We start from the raw sequence: 20,484 nt of genomic DNA, 5'->3' as shown, positions 1-20,484 counted from the left end.
CGCGCTTAACTGCCGTTCAGGACTTTCAGCAAAGCAATGGCATCGTCCAGGTGCGGGAACGAGGTGCCGGCAGCCACCAGTTTTTCCAGCTCCACCCGGGCGCCCTTCTTGTCGCCCGACTGGCTGAGCGCAACCGCCAGGTGGTAGCGCAGCATGGCATTGGCCGGCTGCAGCGTGCTGGCGCGCTTGAGCAGCGGCAGCGCGCGCCCGGTGTCGCCCTTGCCCACCAGCAGCCAGCCGGTGGTATCGAGCACGGCCGGGCTGTCCGGCGCCGCCTTCAGCGCCTTCTCGGCCGTGGCCATGGCGCGCGGGTCTTTCATCTGGCTGTAGGCCCAGGCCAGGTTGTTCAGCGCCACCGGGCTGTCGGGCGCGGTCTTCAATACCAGCTCGAGGTCGGCCGCCGCAGCGGCATACTGCTGGCGCGACAGGGCCAGTTCGGCCGCATACATGGCGGCGGCCAGGTCGCCCGGCTGTTCCTTGCGGTGCTGTGCCAGGCGCTGGTCGGCGTCGCGCGGCAGGCCCGCTGCCAGCAGGGTGCGGTGCAGGGCCAGCAGGATGCGGCCGTCCTTTTCATAGCCATAGGCCGTTTCGTACAGCGCCACCGCTTCCTTGTATTTCTGCTGGCGCGCCAGCAGGTCGCCTTCCAGCACATAGCCGGCCGCCTGCTGCCCTTCTTCCTTCTGCATCTGGCGCGCGATGGCCAGGACTTCGGCCGGGCGGTTCTGCTGCTGGGCGATTTCCGCCAGCGCCAGGCGCGCCGGGCGGTATTTCGGGTCGATCGCCAGCACTTTTTTCAAGTCGCTGCTGGCGGCCGCGGCATTTTTCAGCATCAGGTGGGCGGTTGCCATGCCGAACCAGGCGCGCAGCGATTTCGGTTCCAGCTGCACCATCTTGCCGAAGCTTTCCAGGGCGCCGCTGGCGTCCTTGTTGGCCAACTGCACCTGGCCCAGCAATTCGGCCAGGTAGGGGCTGGCAGGATCGTCCAGCTGCAGCTGGCGCGCCAGTGTGCTGGCCTTGGCGACCTGCCCGGCCTGCAGGTAGGCATGGGCCAGGCGCGTGCCCAGCTCGCTGGCCTTGGGCTTTTCCGCCACCGCTTTTTCCAGCCAGCCGAGCGCTTCCCCGCCCTTGCCCTGCTGGCTGGAAATATCGGCCAGCGCCGTCATGGCGCCGACATTGTGCGGGTCGTGCTGCAGCACGATGGCGAAACGCTGGCGGGCCGCTTCCGGCTGCTTGTCCTGCAAGTCGAGCTGGGCCAGGTTCAGGTTGGCGGCCAGGTGGTTCGGCTGCAGGGCCACGGCTTTCTCAAAGGCCGCGCGCGCCGCCGGCGCGTTCTTCTGCGCCAGGTAAATGCCGCCTTCCAGGTTGCGCACCACGGCGCTGTCCTTCTGGCTGGCGTGGTAAGCCTTGATTGCCGCCAGCGCCTTGTCGTAGCGGCGCATGCTGATTTCGGTGTGGATCAGGTAGAGCGCGGCCTGCTCCGACTTGGGGTCGAGCTCGGTGGCCCGCTGCAGCTGCTCAAGCGCCTTGTCATACTGGCGCTGGCCCAGCTGGGCCAGCCCGATCGACAAGTGCAGCGTCGCTTCATTGGGCAGCACCTGCGCCGCCTGTTCGAAATACTGCAAGGCCGCAGCGTAGTCCTTGTTGCGCAGGTTCGATTCGCCGGCCAGCACCAGCAGCTGCGGGTCCTTGGCGCCGCTGCGCAGCAACGGCGCCAGTGCTGCCGCCGCTTCAGCCGGCTGCCTGGTGGCCAGCAGGGACTGCGCCAGCAGCTTGCGCGCAAACAGGTCGTCCGGGAATTTCTCCAGGTAGGCGTTCAGGTAGCCCTGCGCCGCGGTGGCATTGCCCAGCTTGAGTTCGTTGGCCCCTGCCAGCAGCACGGTCGGCATATGGCCGGGCGCCACCTTCAGCAGCTTGAGCAGGCTGGCCTGCGCTTCGCTATGCTTGCCCTGGGTGTGGTCGAGCAGGGCTTGCAGGTAGAGCGTATGCGGGGTGTCCGGGTGCAGCTTGTCGAGTTCGCCGATATCGGCCTTGGCGGCGTCGAATTTCTTGAGCGCGATTTCAAGGTCGGTGCGCTCGACGCGGGCCAGCAGGTGGTCGGGCTGTACGCCGAGGGCCCGGCCCAGCGCCGCCAGCGCGGCCTCGCTCTGGCCCAGCTTGCGCAGCAGCGCAGCCTGGTAGCGCAGCACGGCCAGGTCTTGCGGATGGCTGCGCTGCGCCTGTTCGGCCAGCGCCACCGCGCCGGCGCTATCGCCAGCCTGCTGGGCCAGGCGCGCCTGGCCCAGCAGCGCATTCGCCTGGCCGGGTTCGCCGGCCAGCGCTTGCGCATAAGCTTCCCTGGCCTTGGCGCTGTCGCCCAGCACCAGCCAGGCATCGCCGCGCAGCGCCAGCAGGGCCGGCTTGGCATGGGCCGCGTCGGCGCTGCTTTCATCGAGCGCTTGCTGCGCCTTGTCCTGCGCCAGCAAGGCGCGCAGCAGCTGCGGCAAGGCGCGGACGCGCTCGATATTGAGGCCGAGCGCCTTGCGGATTTCCTTTTCAGCCAGGGCGGGCTCGTTGTTGTCGTTGTAGACGCGCGCCAGCAGCAAGCGGATTTCGCCGTCCTGCGGGCTCTTGTCGGCGGCGTTCTTGAGCTGGATCAGGGCCGCCTTGCTGTCGCCCTTCTGCAGATACTGCTGGGCTTCCGTCATCAGCGTGGCGCTGGTTTCGGACTTGAGGCAGCCGGACAGGCCGACAGCCAGCATCAGGCTGCCGAAGATGGCGAGGGCGCGCTGCGCCCCCCGGTTCTCGCGACGTGGCATGGAAACCCCTGCATGGTGGTCAGGATATTGACAATACCACAATAATTGTCAATCGACTATCAAATCTCAATAGACTATTGGAGGTTCTTCAGGCGCTGCACAATGCCGCATTCTTCACGCGGCGAATAGAACAACGGATAGAAGGAACGCGCCGCCATCGCCACTTCCGCGCCCTGGCCGCCGTATTTTTCAATCTGTTCGCTGACATGGGCCAGTTCGACCACCAGCAGGTAGGCCGGCGCATCGACGCGCGGATTGGTCTTCAGTTCGCCCAGCCGTTTGAAGCCGAGCATGGCTTCGTAGAAGCGCCGGTGGCGCGGGTTGATTTCGATGAAGATGTGGGTGCAGTGGTGCAGGTCGCGCGCGTAAATCACCGACAGGTGGAACAGCGATGCCATCTGCGACTTGCTGCCGCCATTGTCGAAAGCGAGCTTGGTGATCTCGCACACGCGGGCGCCCGGGATCATGCGCACCGAATCGACCTCTTCCTTGAAAATTTCATCGGCCATGATGCCGATCGAAGAGTCCAGCCCGAGGGTCAGGGTACCGACCACTTCGCCCTTGTCGCTGGCGGTCAGCGTGATCCGGTTCGGATCATCGCTGAGTTTATGGGTCCCGGCATAGCCACGCCAGGAGTACATTTTGTTGATTAGCAGGCTAGCCTTGCTGCGGCCTTCAACCGTATCGATCATGCGTATACCAAAAGATTTTTCGTCGGTGACCAGGTCTTCCATATTTTCCGGAAGCAAGTCCTCGAGCGTGGCGCGCGCATGGGAGTCGGCTGGAGTCTTCCGGATGGGCTCGGCTTCCAGCACAGGGATGGCAGTTCCATTCATGGCTCTTCCTCCTTTGGTACCCGCAAGCCTTACGGCTTGCCACTACCAATGAGCACGGCGAGCGGCGCGGACGCCGTGCTCAACGGCAAAATATAGTTGATTACACTTGCGGGGGTGCGCACGATTGATGCCGGGACGAAAATGTATCGGGTTGCAAGTGAGTTATGTAAAAATTACTAACTTTCTACATGTTGGCATGGCAGCGCCCGCTGCACAATACCTGCGAAGTAAATGTTGGGAAAATGACTCTATTGTTTTCGATAACACAATAGGCGTAGAGGAGGGGGTGGCCGCACGCGGCTGCGCGCGTGCGGGTTTTACTGCGCAGAAGTTGCTAGTTATTCAAATTGCTTTTGCAAGTTACGTGCTTCGTCGGTCTGGGCGAAGCGTGCATCGGCCATGGCGGCCTGCAGTTCCTTGCGGGCGCCCGCCTTGTCGCCCTTTTTCCACAGCGCCGCCGCATAGTGGCCGCGGATGTCGGACGCCTTGGGCGCCAGGTCGCTGGCCTTCTTCAGCACCGTCAGTGCGCGCTCGAGCTGGTTCTGCTCGGCCAGGATCCAGCCCAGGGTATCCATGACGGTCGGGTTGTCGCCGGCCAGTTGCTGGGCCTTCTCGGCCGTCGCCAGGGCGCGCTTGTCCTTGTCCTGCTGGTAGGCCCAGGCCAGGTTGTTGAGCGCCATGGCGTTGTCCGGCATCTTGGCAATCACGCTTTCCAGCTGGCCGATGGCGGCTTTGTATTGCTTGGCGGCCAGGTTTTGCTCGGCAGCATACATCAGGCCCAAAGGCTCGTCCGGATGCGCCTTGCGCCAGGCGGCGATCTGGGCATCGGCTTCGGCGCCGCGGTTGGCCGCGCGCAGTGCCGCACTGAGCTTGAGCACCAGGTCCGGCCGCGCCGCCAGTGCGAACGCTTGCTGGTAAGGCGCCACGGCCAGCGCCGGTTTGCTGGCGCGCATCTGCAAGTCGCCTTCGAGCAGGAAGCCGCTGGGCTGCTTGGGCTGGGATTTTTGCAGGCTGCGCGCCACGGCCAGCGCATCGTCCGGCTTGTTCTGCAGCAGGGCCAGGTCCGCCTGCAGCATATGCGCCGGCACCGACCCCGGATCGAGGCCCAGCGCGCGCTTCACGCTCGACTGGGCGCCCGGCAAATCCTTTTTCTGCACCTGGACGCTGGCCAGGTAAAGCTGGGGCTGCGGCAGCTTCGGCGCCACGCTGACCAGCTTGCTATAGCTTTCATAGGCGCCATCGGTGTCGCCGGTCATCTGCTGCGCGCGGCCCATCATTTCCAGCGCCAGCGGCGCTGCCGGATGCACGATCAGCACATTGCGCATATGCGCCACCGCCTTGGCCGGCTGGCGCGTCTGCAGGTAGTAGCCGGCCAGGCGCACCGCCGGCACCAGCGCATCGGGGTCGACGGTGGCGGCTTTTTCCAGCCATTGGGCGGCTTCGTCGCGCTGCTTGGCGCGCTCGGCCAGTTGCGCCAGCGCCGTCATGGCCGGGACATTGTCCTTGTCCTTGTCCAGCAGTTTCAGCAAGTGCTGGCGCGCGGCATCGGGCTTTTGCTCCATCATTTCAAGCTGCGCCAGGTTGACCACCGTGGCATAGCTGGCCGGCGCCAGTTCCACCGCCTTGCCGAAGGCGGCGCGGGCGCCGGCCTTGTCCTGCTTGGCCAGCAGCACGTGGCCGCGCAAGACGTGCAGTTCAGCATCCTTGCCATGCTTGCCATCCTGTTTGGCCAGCACGGCCAGGGCCTGGTCGTAGTTGCCCATGGCCAGCTGGGTGCGCGCCAGCGCAGTCGCGGCCGGCAGCGAGTCGGGCTCCAGCTCGAGCGCCTTCTGCAGCATGGCCAGGCCTTTGTCGCGCTCGCCCAGCGCGATGCGGGCTCCGCCCAGGGCAATATAGCTGGCGGCGCGTTTCGGGTTGAGCGCGACGGCTTGCTCCAGCAGGGCGGCGGCCTTGGCCGGTTCGCGCTGCAGCATATGGGCTTGCGCCGACAGTTCCAGCAGGCTGCCATCGCTGACCTGGCCCTTCAGCACCGGTTCCAGCACTTTCTGCGCTTCCGCCGGGTTGTTGCCGCGCAACAGCGTGGCCGCCAGCAGCTTGCGGGCAAACTCATTGCCCGGCTGCATTTCGAGATAGGTGCGCAACTTGGCCTCGCCCTGCTTCAGCGTGCCGAGCTGGAAATCGACCGCGCCCGAGAGCAGCAGGCTCGGCGCATGTTTGGCCGCGCCTTTGGCTATGGTTTGCAGGTTGTCGCGCGCTGCCGTGTAATTGCCGCGCGAATAGTCGAGCAGGGCCTGGGTGTACAAGGTGGTCAGGCTGCGCGGCGCGGTCTTCTTGGCGGCATTGATGGCGGCCTGGGCGGAATCGAGCTTGCCGGCCACGATGTCGAGGTAAGCCTGCTCCAGGTTGGCGCCGCTATTGGTCGGGTCCAGCTTGAGTACTTCGGCAAAGGCGGCGCGCGCCTCTTCCGGCTTGGACTGGGCGCGCAGCAGCTCGCCCTTGAACGTCAGCGCATTGATATTGCCGCCGTCCTTGGCGATGGCCTGCTCGGCCAGCGCGCGCGCGCCCTCCAGGTCGTTGCCGATGGCCGCCAGGCGCGCCATGCCGGTCAGCGCGTCTGCGCTGTTGGGTTCGGCATCCAGGGCGCTCTGGAATTGCTTTTTCGCCTCATCGAGCTTGCGCAGGCCGATCAGGGCCTCGCCGCGCACCGCCAGCATGGCCGGGCTTTGCTGGAACTTTTCCGTTTCATCGAGCATCTTCTGCATGTCGCCCAGGCGCAGCAAGGCCTCGGCCAGCAGCAGTTCGCTGTCCTGCGGCCGGTATTTCAATTCGAGCGCGCGGCGCGCTTCCTTTTCCGCCGACACCGGATCACCCAATTGCAGCGACAGCTTGCCCAGCTGGTAGCGCGCCTCGCCGTTGTTGGGGTCCTTGGCCAGCGCATTCTTGAGCTGGATCTGGGCGCCCTTGCGGTCGCCTTTCTGCTGCAGCTGCTTGGCATCGGCCAGCAGGCTTTCCGGGGTATCCGACTTGCAGCCGGCCAGCAGTGCGCTGGCGGCCAGGGTGGCGGCAACGGCCAGCCGGGTTACGCGATGTGCCATATTGTCCTCAGTAAGCGTATCGTTTGTTATGCGTTGCGGTGGGCGCGGAACCATTGCTCCAGCATCATCAGCACCCAGACCATGGTGCCGTGGTAGCCGGCGTGCTCTTTCAGGTGGGTGCCGACCAGTTGTTCGATGAACTCGCCGCGCACCACCTTGCGCGCCTTGAGGTCGCTCAGGCTGTCCGCCGCCAGCTGCTGCAGGGAGCGGTGCTGCTGCAGCCAGACGCCGAACGGCAGGCCGAAACCGTGTTTCTGTTTGCTGATGATGGCATCGGGCAAGAAGCCGCGCAATGCTTCCTTGAAGAACCAGCGCAACTGGGTGCCATTCAGCTTCTGCTGCGGGGTCAGGCCTGCCGAAAAAGCCACAAGGGCATCGTTCAGGAAGGGGAAAGCCGCCTCGACGCCGGCCAGCTCGCAAGCCTTCATCACTTTCGGCAAGTCGTTGTCGGCCAGCGTGATCTGCAAGTCCAGCGCCAGCATGCGGTTGATCAGGGAGCGCGCTTCGCTGCGGCCGTAGTTGCGCTCCAGGGTAGCGATCGGGTTGCCGATGTCGGCCGCCGCCAGGAAGTCGTCGGTAAACACTTGCTGCGGGCCGTAGCGGCCCAGCAGGTTATAGGTTTCCAGCCGCGCCGGCATGCCGACCGAGGCTTGCTCGATATAGCTGCGCGCCTTGCGCAGCAGGCGCACCCGCTCGCCGCCGGGGAAGTTGAACACGGCCGGCTCCAGCAGGGCCTTGCGCACCAGGCGCGGCACCCGCTCGTACAGCTCGAACACGTGCTGCTTGGCATAGCGCTCGTTGCCGCCGAACAGCTCGTCGCCGCCATCGCCGCCGAACATGCGCTGCACGCCGTCGGCTTTTGCCATGCGCGCGCAGTAGTAGGCCGGCACCGCCGACGCATTGCCGAAAGGCTGGTCGAACACGGCCGCCACTTGCGGGATGGCCGCCACCACGTCGTCCGGCGTCACATAGTATTCATGGTGCCGGGTGCCGAAATGGCGCGAGGCCAGGCGCGCATATTCCATTTCGTCGTAGCCCTGGGCTTCGAAACCGATCGAATAGGTGTCGGCCGCCACGCCGCCGACCTGGGTCAGCATGCCGGCGATGGTCGAACTGTCGGTGCCGCCGGACAGGAAGGCGCCGACCTTGCGCTCGCCCGCGGCTTGCTTCACGCTGTGGCGCAGCAGCGACAGGAAATCTTCCTTCAGTTCGCCGAACGAGCGCTTGCCGTCTTCCTCGAACTGCATGCGCCAGTAGGTGTGTTCTTCGACGCGGCCCTGGCGGTAGTGCAGGTAGCGCCCGGGCAGCAGGCGCTGCTGGCCCTGGTACACGGTGGCCGGCGACGGCACCATGTGGAAATAGACGTAGTTGTACAGGCCCTGGTGGTCGAGTACGCCGGGCGTCAGCGGGTGGCGCAGCAGCGCATCGGCCGAGCTGGCAAACACCAGGGTTTCGCCGGCCAGCTGCCAGTTCAGCGGCTGGATGCCCATGCGGTCGGTGGCCAGCAAGGCCTCGCCGCTGCGTTCATCGAGGATGGCCAGCGTGAAGCAGCCGTGGATCTGTGCACAGGTGCGCTGCGCGCCCTGCGACCACAGGGTGGCGACCGTGGCGGCCACGCCCTGCCCGGCCGCCTGCGCCGCCAGCGCCGGGTCATCCAGGCGCGGCTGGCCCCACAGGGCCACCAGCAAGCCATCGCGCTGGTACACGTCGGCACTGCCGTCCAGCGCCGCCACCGCCAGCGCGCTGCGCTGGCCGCAGCGGGCATGCAGCGTGCCCTGGTCGAAGCGGGACAGCGGCGCTGCCATCTGCTCCAGCAATTCCGGCGCAGCGGCCAGCCCCATCCATCCACAGATCCCGCTCATATGCTTCCCTTCCGCTTACACGAAAACTTCGACCGCGGCCGGGTGGCTGAGGAATGCCGCCGGGCTGGCCGTGGCGCCGTAGGCGCCGGATTGCAATACCACCACCAGGTCGCCCGCCTGCGCCTGGCCCAGTTCCATCTGGTCGGCCAGCAGGTCGAGCGGGGTGCACAGCGGCCCCACCACCGAAGCCTGCTCGCGCGGGCCGCCGGCCACACGGGTGCCGATCACTACCGGATAATTCTTGCGGATCACCTGGCCGAAATTGCCGGAGGCCGACAAGTGGTGGTGCAGGCCGCCGTCGGTCACCAGGTAGACCTGGCCGCGCGATTCCTTGCGGTCCACCACGCGGCACACATAAGCGCCCGCTTCGCCGACCAGGTAGCGGCCCAGCTCGATGACCACCTCGGCGCCGTGCAGGCGCGGCCGCACCTCATCCATGAGGCGCGCCAGGTTCGCCCCCACCGCAGCCAGGTCGAGCCTTTCTTCGCCCGGGAAGTAGGGAATGCCGAAGCCGCCGCCGATGTTCAGGATGCGCGGCGCGCGCGGCGCCGCTTCGGCCAGGCGCAGCGCCAGCGCGAAGGTCTTTTCGTGGGCCTCCTGCAGCGCCGCCGCCTTCAGGTTCTGCGAACCGCTGAAGATGTGGAAGCCATGGAAATCGAGCCCCAGCGCGCCGATGCGCGCCAGCATCGCCGGCACCCGTTCGGCATCGACGCCGAACTGCTTGGGGCCGCCGCCCATCTTCATGCCGGACGATTTCAGCTCGAAGTCCGGGTTGACCCGCACATTCACTTTCGGCACCACGCCCAGGCGCTGGCCGAGCACGGCGGCGCGCTCCATCTCGCCTTCCGATTCCAGGTTCAGCACGATGCCGGCGGCAAGCGCGCAGGACAGTTCGGCTTCGCTTTTGCCGGGGCCGGCAAAACTGATCCTGGCCGGCGCCATCACGCTGTCGAGCGCCACCCGCAGTTCACCGCCGGAAGCGACGTCGATGCCGTCGACCAGGCTCGCCATATGCTGCACCACGGCCGGCATCGGGTTGGCCTTCATGGCGTAATGCAGGTGCACGTCCGGCGGCAGCGCGGCCCGCAGTTCGGCCACGCGCTGCGTCATGGCGGCGCGCGAGTAGGCGTAAAACGGGGTCTGGCCGACGCGGGCCGCCAGGCGCGGCAGCGGGATGCCGCCGATCAGCAGGCAGTCGTCTTCGACCGCGAACTGCAGCAGCGGCGCGTGTTGCGCCCGGCGCGGTGCGTCCATGCTCATACGCCCTCCGCGAAGATGTTTTCGTACTGGGTCGACAGCAGCTTGCGGTCGATCTTGCCATTCGGGTTGCGCGGCAACGGCGTGGCGGACACGATCACCTTCTGCGGCTGCATATAGGCCGGCAGGTGCGGCTTGACGGCCGCCAGCAGCTCGGCGTCGGTGAAGGATTCGCCGGCGCGCGGGAAGGCCAGCAGCACGATGGCCTGGCCCAGGCTCGGGTGCTTGACGCCCAGCGCCGCCGCCTCGCCCACCTTGTCGCGCGCATACACCACTTCTTCCACCTCGGTCGGGCTGACGCGGTAGCCGGAAGTCTTGATCATTTCATCGTTGCGGCTGATGAAATAGAGGAACCCTTCCTCGTCCCGGCGCACGATATCGCCCGACCACACGGCCATCTCCACCAGCGGCAAGCCATACTGCGGCGAGGCGTAAGGCTTGAAGCGCTCGGCAGTCTTGGCCTGGTCGTTCCAGTAGCCCAGCGAAACCAGGGCGCCACGGTGCACCAGTTCGCCCGGCTCGTTGGGCGCGCATTCGCTGCCGTCGGGGCGCAGCACCACCACTTCCGCGTTCGGGATGGCCTTGCCCATCGAGTCGGGTCGGCGCTCCAGTTCGGACGGCGGCAAATAGGTCGAGCGGAAGGCCTCGGTCAGGCCGTACATCAGGAACGGCTTGGCATGCGGCAGCGCGGCGCGCAGCGCGTCGAGGGTGGCGCGCGGCATGGCGCCGCCTGAATTGGTCAGGTAGCGCAGCGTGCAGTCGGCCGGCCAGGCCAGCGGCGCCAGCTGGATCCACAGCGGCGGCACCGCCGCCAGGCCGGTGATCTTTTCCGCCACCACGGCTTTCAGCACGTCGCCCGCGAACAGGTGGTTGATCAGGACCGCGGTGGCGCCGACGCGGAAGGCGGTGGACAGCTGCGACAGGCCATAGTCGAAGGACAGCGGCAGCACGGCCAGCAGGCGGTCGGCCGCCGTGTTTTCCAGGTAGCTCGAGACGCTGACGGCGCCCGCCACCATATTGCGGTGCGACAGCACCACGCCTTTCGGGCGGCCGGTGCTGCCCGAGGTGTACAGGATGGCTGCCATATCGGTATCGATGCAGCGGTGCGGCGCGGCCGGCGGCGCATCCTGCATGGCCGCCGCCCACGGCAGCACGTGCAGCTGCGGCAAGCTGGGCAAATCGTCCGCCTTGCCGGTCACGATCACGGTGTGCAGGTCGGGGCAGGATGGCAGCGTGCCGGCCAGCAGGCGCAGGCGGTCGGCCGAGGTGACCAGCACCCGCACATTGCAGTCGCCCAGGATGTAGCCGACCTGTTCCGGCTTGAGCAGGGGGTTGACCGGCACGAACACGCCGCCGGCGCAGGCTGCGCCAAACATGGCAGCCACGTTCTCGATATTCTTTTCCAGGTAGACCGCGACCCGCTCGCTGCGGCGCAGGCCCCTTGCCAGCAGGCCATGGGCGGCGCCTTCCACGGCGGCGGCCAGGGCGGCATAGTCCAGGCGGCGTTCACCGTACACCAGGGCCTCGGCCTGCGGCGTACGTTGCGCCGAAGCAAAAATAAATTGATGGATCAGGTCGCTCATATTACTTCGTCAATAGGAATTGCATTAATTATATTGCAAAATTATAGGATCCTTGCCGTGCATCATCCCGTAATGCGCTGCCGCTGCGGGTTTGTTGCAACAATCCACGCACAAGCCAGAGTATTGCATTTAATATATGGTTTTCTGTGCAAAATCAATCCGCGTCGTGAAAAATCCTGTCCGCCCCCCGTCGTCGCCGAAGCCGGCCATTGCCCTGGTTGTCGGCTTGTGCAGCCACGGCTTGTCCGTGGTGCGCGGCCTGCACGAGGCGGGAGTCGAAGTGTACGCCCTGGAGAAGGATGCGTGGCGGCCCGGCGTGCGCAGCAATGCCATCGTGCGCACTTTCCTGTGCAGCGAAGCCGAGATGGCCGACCTGGCGCCGACCCTGGCCGCCTTGCGCAGCCGCCTGCCGGCCGGGCGCCAGGTGGTGCTGTTCCCCAGCAATGACACCCATGTGCGCCAGATGGGCGAGGGCATGCAGCTGCTGCTGCCGCACTACCTGCTGAGCTGGGCCGCTTGCGCCGCCGACGTGCTGCGCTTGCAGCGCAAGAATGAACTGGAACAGGCTGCCCGCAGCCAGGGCTTGAATTATCCGCGCTCGGCCACCCTGCTCAGCGTCGACGAAGCCGAGGCGGCCGTGGCCGCCTTCCGCTACCCGGTGATCCTGAAACCGGCGCGCCCGCTGTCCTCGTTCAAGACGGCCCTGGCGCACGCCCTGCCTGAACTGCTGGCGCTGCTGCAGCAATACCAGGGCGACTTGCCGATCCTGGCCCAGGAATACATTGCCGGCGGCGACCAGAGCCTGTATTTCGGCGCCCTGGTGCTCGACCGCGGCAAGGTGGTGCAGGAAATGGTCGGCCGCAAGATCGCCTCGTTCCCGCCGGCGCGCGGCCAGACCACGGTGGCCGAAAGCGTCGACGAGCCGGAGGTGCTGGCCTTGACGCGCCAGTTCTTCGCCGGGCTCGAGATGTCGGGCCCGGTGTCGCTCGAGCTCAAGCGCGCGCCGGACGGCAGCTTCTGGGTCATCGAGCCGACTGTCGGGCGCACCGACTTCTGGCTCGAGCTGTGCGTGGCGGCCGGCTTCAACCAGGTCTACCAGGAATTCCAGCTGGCCTTGGGCCAGCCGGCCCAGGCGGGCGCGCTGCGCGGCCCGGTCACCTGGTTCGACGCCGAAAACGATACCCTGTCCTACTGGCGCGCAGTGCGCGCCCAGCGCACGCTGCGCCCCTACGGCGGCAAGCGGCCGGCATTTACCTACTGGCGCGCCAGCGACCCGCGGCCCTTCCTGCAGGCTTGCCGCGTCGGCCTGGCCTGGCGCTTGCGCGCGCGCCTGAAGCGCCTGCTGGGCACGCCGCGCGAGCAGCGCGGCAATGCCTTGCGCGTGCGCGAGCTGTCGATGGACCAGCCGCTGCCGCCCGAGCTGGCGAACTGGCTGCGCACACACCAGCCCGACCCGCTGTTCTGCACGCTGGACTGGTACCAGGCCCTGGTGCGCTTTGAACGCGAAGTGCATCCGGACAGCGGCCGCAGCTTCAGCTGGCTGTTTGCCTGGCGCGGCGAGCAGCCCTGCCTGGCGGTCGCGGTCGAACGGCTGCCCGGCCTGCTGCGCAGCATGGAAGTGCGGCTGCTGAGCAATTTCTATTCGCCCTGCGTCGGCCTGTTCATCGACCGCGACCTGCTGGCGCCGGCGCAAGGCTGGCAGGTGCTGCTGCAAGCGCTGGACCAGCTGGAGAAGGGCTGGCTCAAACTGAGCGCCGCGCCGGCCAGCCTGGCGCAGGCCGAGCAGGCCAGCGAAGGCTTGTCGGCCCAGGGCCATGCCGTGCTGCGGGTGCCGCTGTCGGCCAATTATTCGGCCTACGCCCCGGACCTGGACAGCTACTGGGCCAAGCGCCCGTCGCAGCTGCTGAATACCCTCAAGCGCAAAGGCAAGGCGCTGGCACGGGAAGCGCACCGCTTCGAAGTGGTGACCGCACCGACCGCGCAGCAGGTCGAGCATTACTGGTCGACCTACGGCCATAGCTGGAAGGGGCGGGAGCCGTCGCGCTCCTTCATCGATTGGCTGATGCAATGGAGCGCCGCGCGCGGCTACCTGCGCCTGGGCTTGCTGTACCTGGACCAGCAGGTGGTGGCCAGCCAGCTCTGGCTGGTCAACGACGGGGTGGCGCATATTTTCAAGCTGGCCCAGGATTGCAATGCCGACCGCTTCTCGCCCGGCAGCCTGCTGACCGGGCACCTGATCGAACATGTCTACCGCCACGACCAGGTCGAGCGCATTGATTTCATGCTGGGCGCCGACCCCTACAAGGGACTCTGGATGGAGCAGGAAAATCCCTGCTTCACGCTGGAGGTGCTGAACCGGCGCCATGTGCTGGCGCCCGCGCTGCGCCTGTACCTGTCGGTGCGCGCCCTGCTGCGCCAGCGGCGCGCCGGCCGCGCCAGCGAATTGGCAGTCGCGCCGGGCTGAGCGCGGCCGCGCCACAGCCACAGCGCGCCCCATTCCATAATCGACAACAATGATGCACAATATGCAATTCAGGCGACAAATGGCCGCCGTCCGCGGCCCGGCGTGCTGGACCGGTAAAAAGCGGACCATGTACCATGTCACTTTTATTGCTGCCACGGAGTAACGCATGTATTTGGAAGAAGTGAAGACCATCCTGACCGATGTGCTGGCCCTCGGTCCCGCCGGACGCAGCCTGGACCAACACTCGGCCCTGCTGGGCAGCCTGCCCGAGCTCGATTCGATGGCGGTGGTGCAACTGATCGGCGCCCTGGAAGAACAGTTCGGCTTCACCATCGACGACGACGAGATCGACGCCGCCACCTTCGCCACCCTGGGCAGCCTGGCAGCGTTCGTGCAGCACAAGCTGACTGCATAATGCCGCCACCGGTACAGCCTTTGTTCATCGGCCAGGGCAGCGCGGCGCGCTTCGGGCTGTACCATGCCCCGGCCGCGCCCTGCCGCGGCGCCTGGCTGTACCTGCCGCCCTTCGGCGAAGAAATGAACAAGGCGCGCCGCATGGCGGCGCTGCAGGCGGCGGCCCTGGCGCGCCAGGGCTATGCCGTGCTGCAGCTCGACCTGCACGGCTGCGGCGACAGCGCCGGCGATTTCGGCGACGCCAGCTGGGACAGCTGGCTGGCCGACGTCGCCAGCGGCCTGCAATGGCTGGCCGCCACCCTGGGGCCGGCACTGCCGCAGCCGCCCGGCCTGTGGGGCCTGCGCCTGGGCGCGCTGCTGGCGCTCGACTATGCCAGCCGCGCCGCCGCGGCCCCGGCCGCGCTCCTGCTGTGGCAACCGGTGCTGCAGGGCAGCGCCCACCTGACCCAATTCCTGCGCCTGCAGGTCGCGGCCCGGATGCTGGGCGAGGAAGGCGGCGCAGGCGGCACGGCCAGCCTGCGCGCCGAACTGGCGCGCGGCGCGGCCCTGGAGATCGCCGGCTATACCCTGGCGCCGGCCCTGGCACTGGGCTTCGACGGCCTGGACGCCAGCCGCCTGCTGCCGCCCTGCCCGGTGCACTGGTGCGAGGTGGTGGCGCAAGACGGCCGCGCGCTGCCGCCGGCTGCGGCGCGCGTGCTCAAGGCCTGGCAGGAGGCGGGCGTGGCCGCCACGCTGCGCCTGGCGCCCGGTCCCCAGTTCTGGGCCACCCAGGAGCTGGCCGAAGCGCCGGCCCTGCTGGCAGCCACCTGCAACTTGCTGGACGAGGCTTGCCATGCCTGACGACCGCGCCCTCAGCTTTGCCTGCGGCGGCGACACCCTGGTCGGCATCCTCAGCCCGGCGGCCGGCCCCGCCGCGCGCGGCGTGCTGGTGATTGTCGGCGGTCCGCAATACCGCGCCGGCAGCCATCGCCAGTTCACCCTGCTGGCGCGCGCACTGGCCGCGCGCGGCATCCCGGTGCTGCGCTTCGATTACCGCGGCCTGGGCGACAGCGCGGGCGCGGCGCGCGGCTTCGAACAGGTGGAAGAGGATATCGGCGCCGCCATCGACGCCTTCCAGGCCGCGCTGCCGGGCTTGCGCGAGGTAGTGCTGTGGGGCTTGTGCGACGGCGCCGCCGCTGCCCTGTTTTACGGCCACCGCGATGCGCGCGTGGCCGGCCTGGTGCTGCTCAATCCCTGGGCCCGCACCGCTGCCGGCCTGGCGCGCAGCACCCTCAAGCACTACTACTGGCAGCGCCTGCGCGAGCCGGAGCTGTGGCGCAAGCTGTTCAGCGGCCGCTTTGCCGCCCGGGCCGCGCTGCACTCCATGCTCGGCCTGCTTGGCGCGGCGCGCCGGCCCGCCGCGCCGGAGCAGCCGGCCGGGCCGGCAGCGGCCATCGCGCGCGACGGCAGCGCGCCGCCCCTGAGTGCCGACTTGCCGGCGCGCCTGCTGGAGGCGATGCAACGCTTCCAGGGCCGCGTCCTGTTCATTTTCAGTGGCGCCGACCTGACGGCGCAGGAGTTCCTCGACATGACCAAGGCTTCGCGCCGCTGGCAGCAAGCGCTGGCGGCCCCCGCCGTGCAGCAGCACACCCTGGCCGGCGCCGACCACACTTTCTCCACCCGTGCCTGGCGCGACCAGGTGGCCGACTGGACTGCGCAATGGGTGCTGGCATGGTGAAGCGCGTACTGATGGTGGCCTTCCATTTCCCGCCGCTGCGCGGCAGCAGCGGCATCCAGCGCACGCTGAAGTTCGCGCAATACCTGCCGGCCCTGGGCTGGCAGCCGCTGGTACTGTCGGCGCATCCGCGCGCCTACGCCAACCAGGGCCCGGACCAGCTGGCGGAAATCCCGCCGGAAGCGGTGGTCAAGCGCGCCTTTGCCATCGATTCCGGGCGCCACCTGGCCTGGCGCGGCCGCTACCTCGGCTTCATGGCCTGGCCCGACCGCTTTGTCGGCTGGTGCCTGGGCGCCGTGCCGGCCGGGCTGGCGCTGGTGCGCCAATACCGCCCGCAAGTGCTGTGGAGCACGTACCCGATTGCCAGCGCCACCCTGATCGGCCTGCTGCTGCACAAGCTGACGCGCCTGCCGTGGGTACTCGACTTGCGCGACCCGATGACCGACACCAATTACCCGCGCGACCCGAAAGTGCGCGCGCTGTGGCGCTGGATCGAACGCAAGGCCGTGCACAACGCGGCGCTGGTGGTATGCAATACGCCCAGCGCGGTGGTGACCTATACCACGCGCTATCCGCACCTGCCGCGCAGCCGCTTTGCCATGCTGGAAAACGGTTACGACGAAGAGAATTTCCGCAACGCCGGCGCCCAGGCAGCGCGCGCCGCGCGCGCGCCCGGCCAGCCCTTCACCCTGGTGCACAGCGGCATCATCTACCCGTCCGAACGCGACCCGGTGCCGCTGCTGCGCGCCCTGGCCGAACTCAAGGCTGCCGGCCTGATCGATGCCGCCCAGCTGCACATCGTGCTGCGCGCCACGGCCCACGACGACTACGTCAGCGCGCTGCTGGCCGAACACGGGATCAGCGACCTGGTCAGCCTGGCGCCGCATGTGCCCTACCAGGCGGCGCTGGCGGAAATGCTGGCGGCCGACGGCTTGCTGGTGCTGCAGGCCAGCAACTGCAACCACCAGATCCCGGCCAAGCTGTACGAATACCTGCGCGCCGGGCGGCCGATCCTGGCCCTGACCGATGCTGCCGGCGACACCGCCGCCACCTTGCGCGCAGCCGGGGTCGACACCATTGCCCCGCTCGACGATAGCGCCGGCATCCGGCACGGCTTGCTGCACTTCCTGCAGCTGGCACGCGCCGGCCGCGCGCCGCTGCCGGCCCCGGCCGCCGTGGCTGCCGCGTCGCGCCAGGCGCGCACCATCGAACTGGCACGCATGCTGGACAGCTTGCTGCCCCAATCGCAGGCCCTGCCGGCTCCGGCCGGCACCACGGAGGAAGTATGAAAACCCGGTTCCTGGCGCTGGCCGCCATGCTGTACGCCGTTGCCGTGCCCGGCAGCGCCCGCATGTATTGCGGCGACACCTCGATCAACCAGCACGACTTCCGCACCGTGCCGGACTATTTCCTGAAACTGGTGCACTCGCGCCACTTCACCGACGACATCGAGCAGGGCATCCGCGGCGAATCCGGTACCCTGGGCGGCGACCTGGAGTACACGCTGGTCCACATCCCGAACCATCCGCGCGCGCTGAACACGGCCTTGCGCCTGGCGCCGCGCACCCCGAGCGGCGTGCTGGAAGGGGCCAAGCTGCCCATCGAATGCTATTTCGAGCGCGCGGTACGCTTCTATCCCGACGACAGCAACGCCTGGCTGATGTATGCGCGCTTCGCCTATGCCAAGGGGCGCCAGGGGCAGGCGCTGGATATGCTGCAGAAGGGGCTGGAAATTTCCCCCGAGGACCCGGCCATCAACTACAACATCGGCCTGATCTATGCCAAGCAGAAGAAGTTCGAGCAGGCCCTGCCCTATGCCCAGAAGGCCTACGCGCTGCAGTTCCCGCTGCCGGCGTTGAAGCAAACCCTGGTCAAGGCCGGCAAGTGGGTGGAGCCGCCGCCGCTGCCGGAAGAAAAAGCGGAAGAAAAAGCGGAAGAAAAGACTGACGAGGAAAGCAAGGCGGAAGCCCGGCGCGAGGACAAGCCTGGCGAGGGCGCCGCCCCCGCCGCCTCGGCGCCACCAGCCAAGCCATGATGCGGCTGCTGTGGCGGCGCGGCGCCGCCCTCGCCGCCCTGCTGCTGCTGATGGCGGCTGCCAGCGTGTATCCGGCGCCGCGCCTGCCGCTGGCCATCCTGCTCAGCGGCTACATGGCGCTGCTGCTGTGGCGTCCGCAAGCCTGGCTGCTGGCCGTGCCGGCCCTGCTGCCGGTACTGGACTTTGCGCCGTGGACCGGCTGGTTTTTCCTGGAAGAGCTGGACTTGCTGCTGCTGGCCACCTGCGCCGCCGGCTACTGGGCCGTGGGGCGCGAGGCGGCGCCCACCAGGCTGCCCGGCCTGGCCCGCTTCGCGCTGGGCCTGTTCGTGCTGTGCTACCTGGTGGCGGCCTGGCGCGGCGTGATGCCGCTGGCGCCGCTCGACGCCAACTCCTTTGCCAACTACACCAGCCCGTATAACGGCTTGCGCGTGCTGAAAGGGGTGCTGTGGCCGCTGCTGCTGCTGCCGCTGCTGCGCGCCACCGCGGGCGAGCAGGGCGGCAACCTGCAGCGCCTGCTGGTGCCGGGCATGCTGCTGGGCCTGGCCGCCTGCAGCCTGGCCGTGGTGTGGGAGCGCATGGCCTTCCCCGGCCTGTTCAATTTTTCCAGCGATTATCGCCCGACAGCGCCGTTTTCCGCCATGCATACCGGCGGCGCCGCGCTCGATGCCTACCTGGCGATGGCCTTTCCCTTTGTCACGCTGTGGCTGGTCAACCACCCGCCGCCGCGCCGCCTGGCGCTCGGCCTGGCGGCACTGGGCCTGGGCCTGTTTGCCGGCCTGACCACCTTTTCGCGCGACATCTACCTGGCCTATACCGCGGCCGGCGCGGTGATCGTGGTGCTGGGTTCGGCCCACCATTTGCGCGGCGGCACCCTGTCGGCGCGCCGCATGGCCGCGGCGCTGCTGCTGCTGTTACTGAGCTACTGGGTCCTGAGCCAGGTGTTTGTGCATGGCGGCTACCGCGGCCTGGGCGCTGCGCTGGGCTTGCTCGCCACTGCCCTGCTGCTGGGCGGCGCCGCGCCGCGCCTGCCCCGGCCCCCTGCCGCTGCCGGCCTGGCCCTGCTGCTGCTGCTGCTGGTGGGGCTGGTTGGCATGCTCGGCGCGGCCAGCCCGATCGCCAAAGGACCCTACCTGGCTTACGCCATCGCCCTGCTGTGCGCGGCCGGCGGCGCGGCGCTGCTGGCGGCCGCGCCGGCGCCGCAGCGGCGCTGGGGCGTGCTGCTGCTGGCGGCGGCGCTGCCGGCACAGGCGCTGGCGGCGGCCCTGGTGGCGCGCCACTACGGCGGCAACCTTGCGCTGCCGGGCATGGCGCTGGCGATCCTGCTGGCCCTGGCCATCGGCGCCGGCCGCCTGCTGCCGCAACCGCCCTGGAAACTCGAGCGTAGCACCCTTACCGTGGCCTTCTTCAGCGCCATCGTGTTTGCCGCCCTGATCCCGATTTCCAGCAGCTACTACACCGGCAGCCGCTTCGCCACGGTCGGCAACGACCTCACGGTGCGCGTGACGCACTGGAGCGATGCGCTGGACATGATGGACGACACGGCCATGGCAACCGCGTTCGGCCAGGGCCTGGGCCGCTTCCCGATCGCCTACATGTGGCACAACACGCAAGGCGAAGTACCGGGCACCTTCAGCTATGCCGACGAGCCGGGCAACCGCTACCTGCTGCTGGGGGCGGCCCAGTATGCACGCGGCTGGGGCGAGGTGCTGCGCATGCTGCAGCACGTCGATGTGCAGCCCGGCAAGCAGTACCGCTTCCGGCTCGACATCCGGCGCAAGAGCGCGGACGCGCTGCCGGTGGCCATGGTGTGCCAGCGCTGGCTGATCTACCCGCAGGATTGCAGCGTGGTCAAATGGCAGGCCGCGCCGCTGGTTGAGGGCTGGCAAACCGTGCAGGGCGAACTGCCGCTGCGCGGCGCGCGCGGCAGCTGGGGCGCGCCGCTGGTGCTCGAACTGTACAACCGCTCGCACAAGGCGCCGCTCGAGGTCGACAACGTGAGCCTGGTGGAAGCCGGCAGCGAGCGTGAACTGATACGCAACGGCAGCTTCAGCGGCGGCCATGATTTCTGGTTCTTCAGCAGCGACCGCAACCACATGCCCTGGCACGTGAAGAATTTCGCGGTCAACCAGGTGTTCGAACTGGGCTGGGTGGGCGCGCTGGCCACCGCCTTCCTGCTGCTGGCCCTGGGCGGGCGCATGGTGGCGCGCGGCCTGGCCGGCGACAGCTATGCCACTGTCAGCCTGGCGGCGCTGACCGGCTGCATGATGGTAGGGCTGTTCGATTCCATCACCGACGTGCCGCGCCTGACCATTGTGTTCCTGCTGATTGCGCTGGCCGGCAGCCTGAAGCCGGCACGCAAGCGCATCAAGCTGCGCCGCCGGCGCCCGGAAGCCGAAGCGGAGGAGGCCGGCGCCGTCTCGACCTGAGGG

13 protein-coding genes are annotated in these 20,484 nt (G+C 67.9%); 7 read left to right on the top strand and 6 right to left on the bottom strand.

Translation table 11 applies throughout. The features are described 5' to 3' along the window. Positions 1-5: 5 nt before the first annotated feature. From prsT (ASE26_RS05250) to ASE26_RS05225, 6 genes are all read right to left on the bottom strand, one after another. Positions 6-2,795: an XrtA/PEP-CTERM system TPR-repeat protein PrsT gene (gene prsT, locus ASE26_RS05250; protein WP_057245717.1), complete on the bottom strand. Its 2,790-nt coding sequence runs from the start codon at positions 2,793-2,795 to the stop codon at positions 6-8. Positions 2,796-2,869: 74 nt separating this feature from the next. Continuing rightward, complete coding sequence (locus ASE26_RS05245; protein ID WP_229207080.1) at positions 2,870-3,631, bottom strand: N-acetyltransferase; 762 nt, start codon at positions 3,629-3,631, stop codon at positions 2,870-2,872. Between the two features lie 338 nt (positions 3,632-3,969). Beyond that, positions 3,970-6,726 carry an XrtA/PEP-CTERM system TPR-repeat protein PrsT gene (gene prsT, locus ASE26_RS05240; RefSeq protein ID WP_055926957.1) on the bottom strand — a complete coding sequence of 919 codons (2,757 nt, stop codon included), beginning with the start codon at positions 6,724-6,726 and terminating at the stop codon, positions 3,970-3,972. 26 nt (positions 6,727-6,752) lie between these two features. Continuing rightward, the gene (locus ASE26_RS05235; RefSeq protein ID WP_055926959.1) at positions 6,753-8,588 is read right to left on the bottom strand and encodes an asparagine synthetase B; all 1,836 of its coding nucleotides are present in this window, start codon (positions 8,586-8,588) and stop codon (positions 6,753-6,755) included. Positions 8,589-8,603: 15 nt separating this feature from the next. Next, on the bottom strand, positions 8,604-9,842 hold the full coding sequence (locus ASE26_RS05230) for a pyridoxal-dependent decarboxylase, exosortase A system-associated (RefSeq protein ID WP_055927358.1): 1,239 nt from the start codon (positions 9,840-9,842) through the stop codon (positions 8,604-8,606). A gap of 2 nt (positions 9,843-9,844) precedes the next feature. Next, positions 9,845-11,428, bottom strand: coding sequence for an acyl-CoA ligase (AMP-forming), exosortase A system-associated (locus tag ASE26_RS05225; protein ID WP_055926961.1), 1,584 nt, complete (start codon positions 11,426-11,428; stop codon positions 9,845-9,847). A 166-nt stretch (positions 11,429-11,594) separates the two neighbouring features. On the opposite strand from ASE26_RS05225, the gene ASE26_RS05220 reads away from it, so the two are divergent. The 7 genes from ASE26_RS05220 (at position 11,595) to ASE26_RS05190 (ending at position 20,481) form a co-directional block, all read left to right on the top strand. Beyond that, positions 11,595-13,892 (top strand): GNAT family N-acetyltransferase, encoded by a 2,298-nt coding sequence (locus ASE26_RS05220; protein WP_156397906.1) that lies wholly within the window; start codon positions 11,595-11,597, stop codon positions 13,890-13,892. A 166-nt stretch (positions 13,893-14,058) separates the two neighbouring features. Beyond that, positions 14,059-14,307, top strand: a complete 249-nt coding sequence (locus tag ASE26_RS05215) for an acyl carrier protein (protein WP_055926965.1) — start codon at positions 14,059-14,061, stop codon at positions 14,305-14,307. Further along, positions 14,307-15,146, top strand: coding sequence for a hydrolase 2, exosortase A system-associated (locus ASE26_RS05210; RefSeq protein ID WP_055926967.1), 840 nt, complete (start codon positions 14,307-14,309; stop codon positions 15,144-15,146). The genes ASE26_RS05215 and ASE26_RS05210 overlap by 1 nt, the downstream gene beginning before the upstream one ends. Next, positions 15,139-16,023 carry a hydrolase 1, exosortase A system-associated gene (locus ASE26_RS05205; protein ID WP_055926969.1) on the top strand — a complete coding sequence of 295 codons (885 nt, stop codon included), beginning with the start codon at positions 15,139-15,141 and terminating at the stop codon, positions 16,021-16,023. The genes ASE26_RS05210 and ASE26_RS05205 overlap by 8 nt, the downstream gene beginning before the upstream one ends. Continuing rightward, a complete protein-coding gene (locus ASE26_RS05200) occupies positions 16,017-17,309 on the top strand; it encodes a glycosyltransferase (protein WP_055927361.1) in 1,293 nt (430 codons plus the stop codon). Before ASE26_RS05205 ends, ASE26_RS05200 begins: the two co-directional genes overlap by 7 nt. Continuing rightward, positions 17,306-18,055, top strand: coding sequence for a tetratricopeptide repeat protein (locus tag ASE26_RS05195; RefSeq protein WP_055926971.1), 750 nt, complete (start codon positions 17,306-17,308; stop codon positions 18,053-18,055). Before ASE26_RS05200 ends, ASE26_RS05195 begins: the two co-directional genes overlap by 4 nt. Next, a complete protein-coding gene (locus tag ASE26_RS05190) occupies positions 18,052-20,481 on the top strand; it encodes a hypothetical protein (RefSeq protein ID WP_057245716.1) in 2,430 nt (809 codons plus the stop codon). Before ASE26_RS05195 ends, ASE26_RS05190 begins: the two co-directional genes overlap by 4 nt. The last annotated feature ends 3 nt before the right edge of the window (positions 20,482-20,484 follow it).

The organism is Duganella sp. Root198D2 (assembly GCF_001428585.1).
GTDB lineage: Bacteria > Pseudomonadota > Gammaproteobacteria > Burkholderiales > Burkholderiaceae_D > Rugamonas.
Note: the sequence above shows the minus strand (reverse complement) of the source record. Positions and strands in the feature narration are given on the sequence as shown.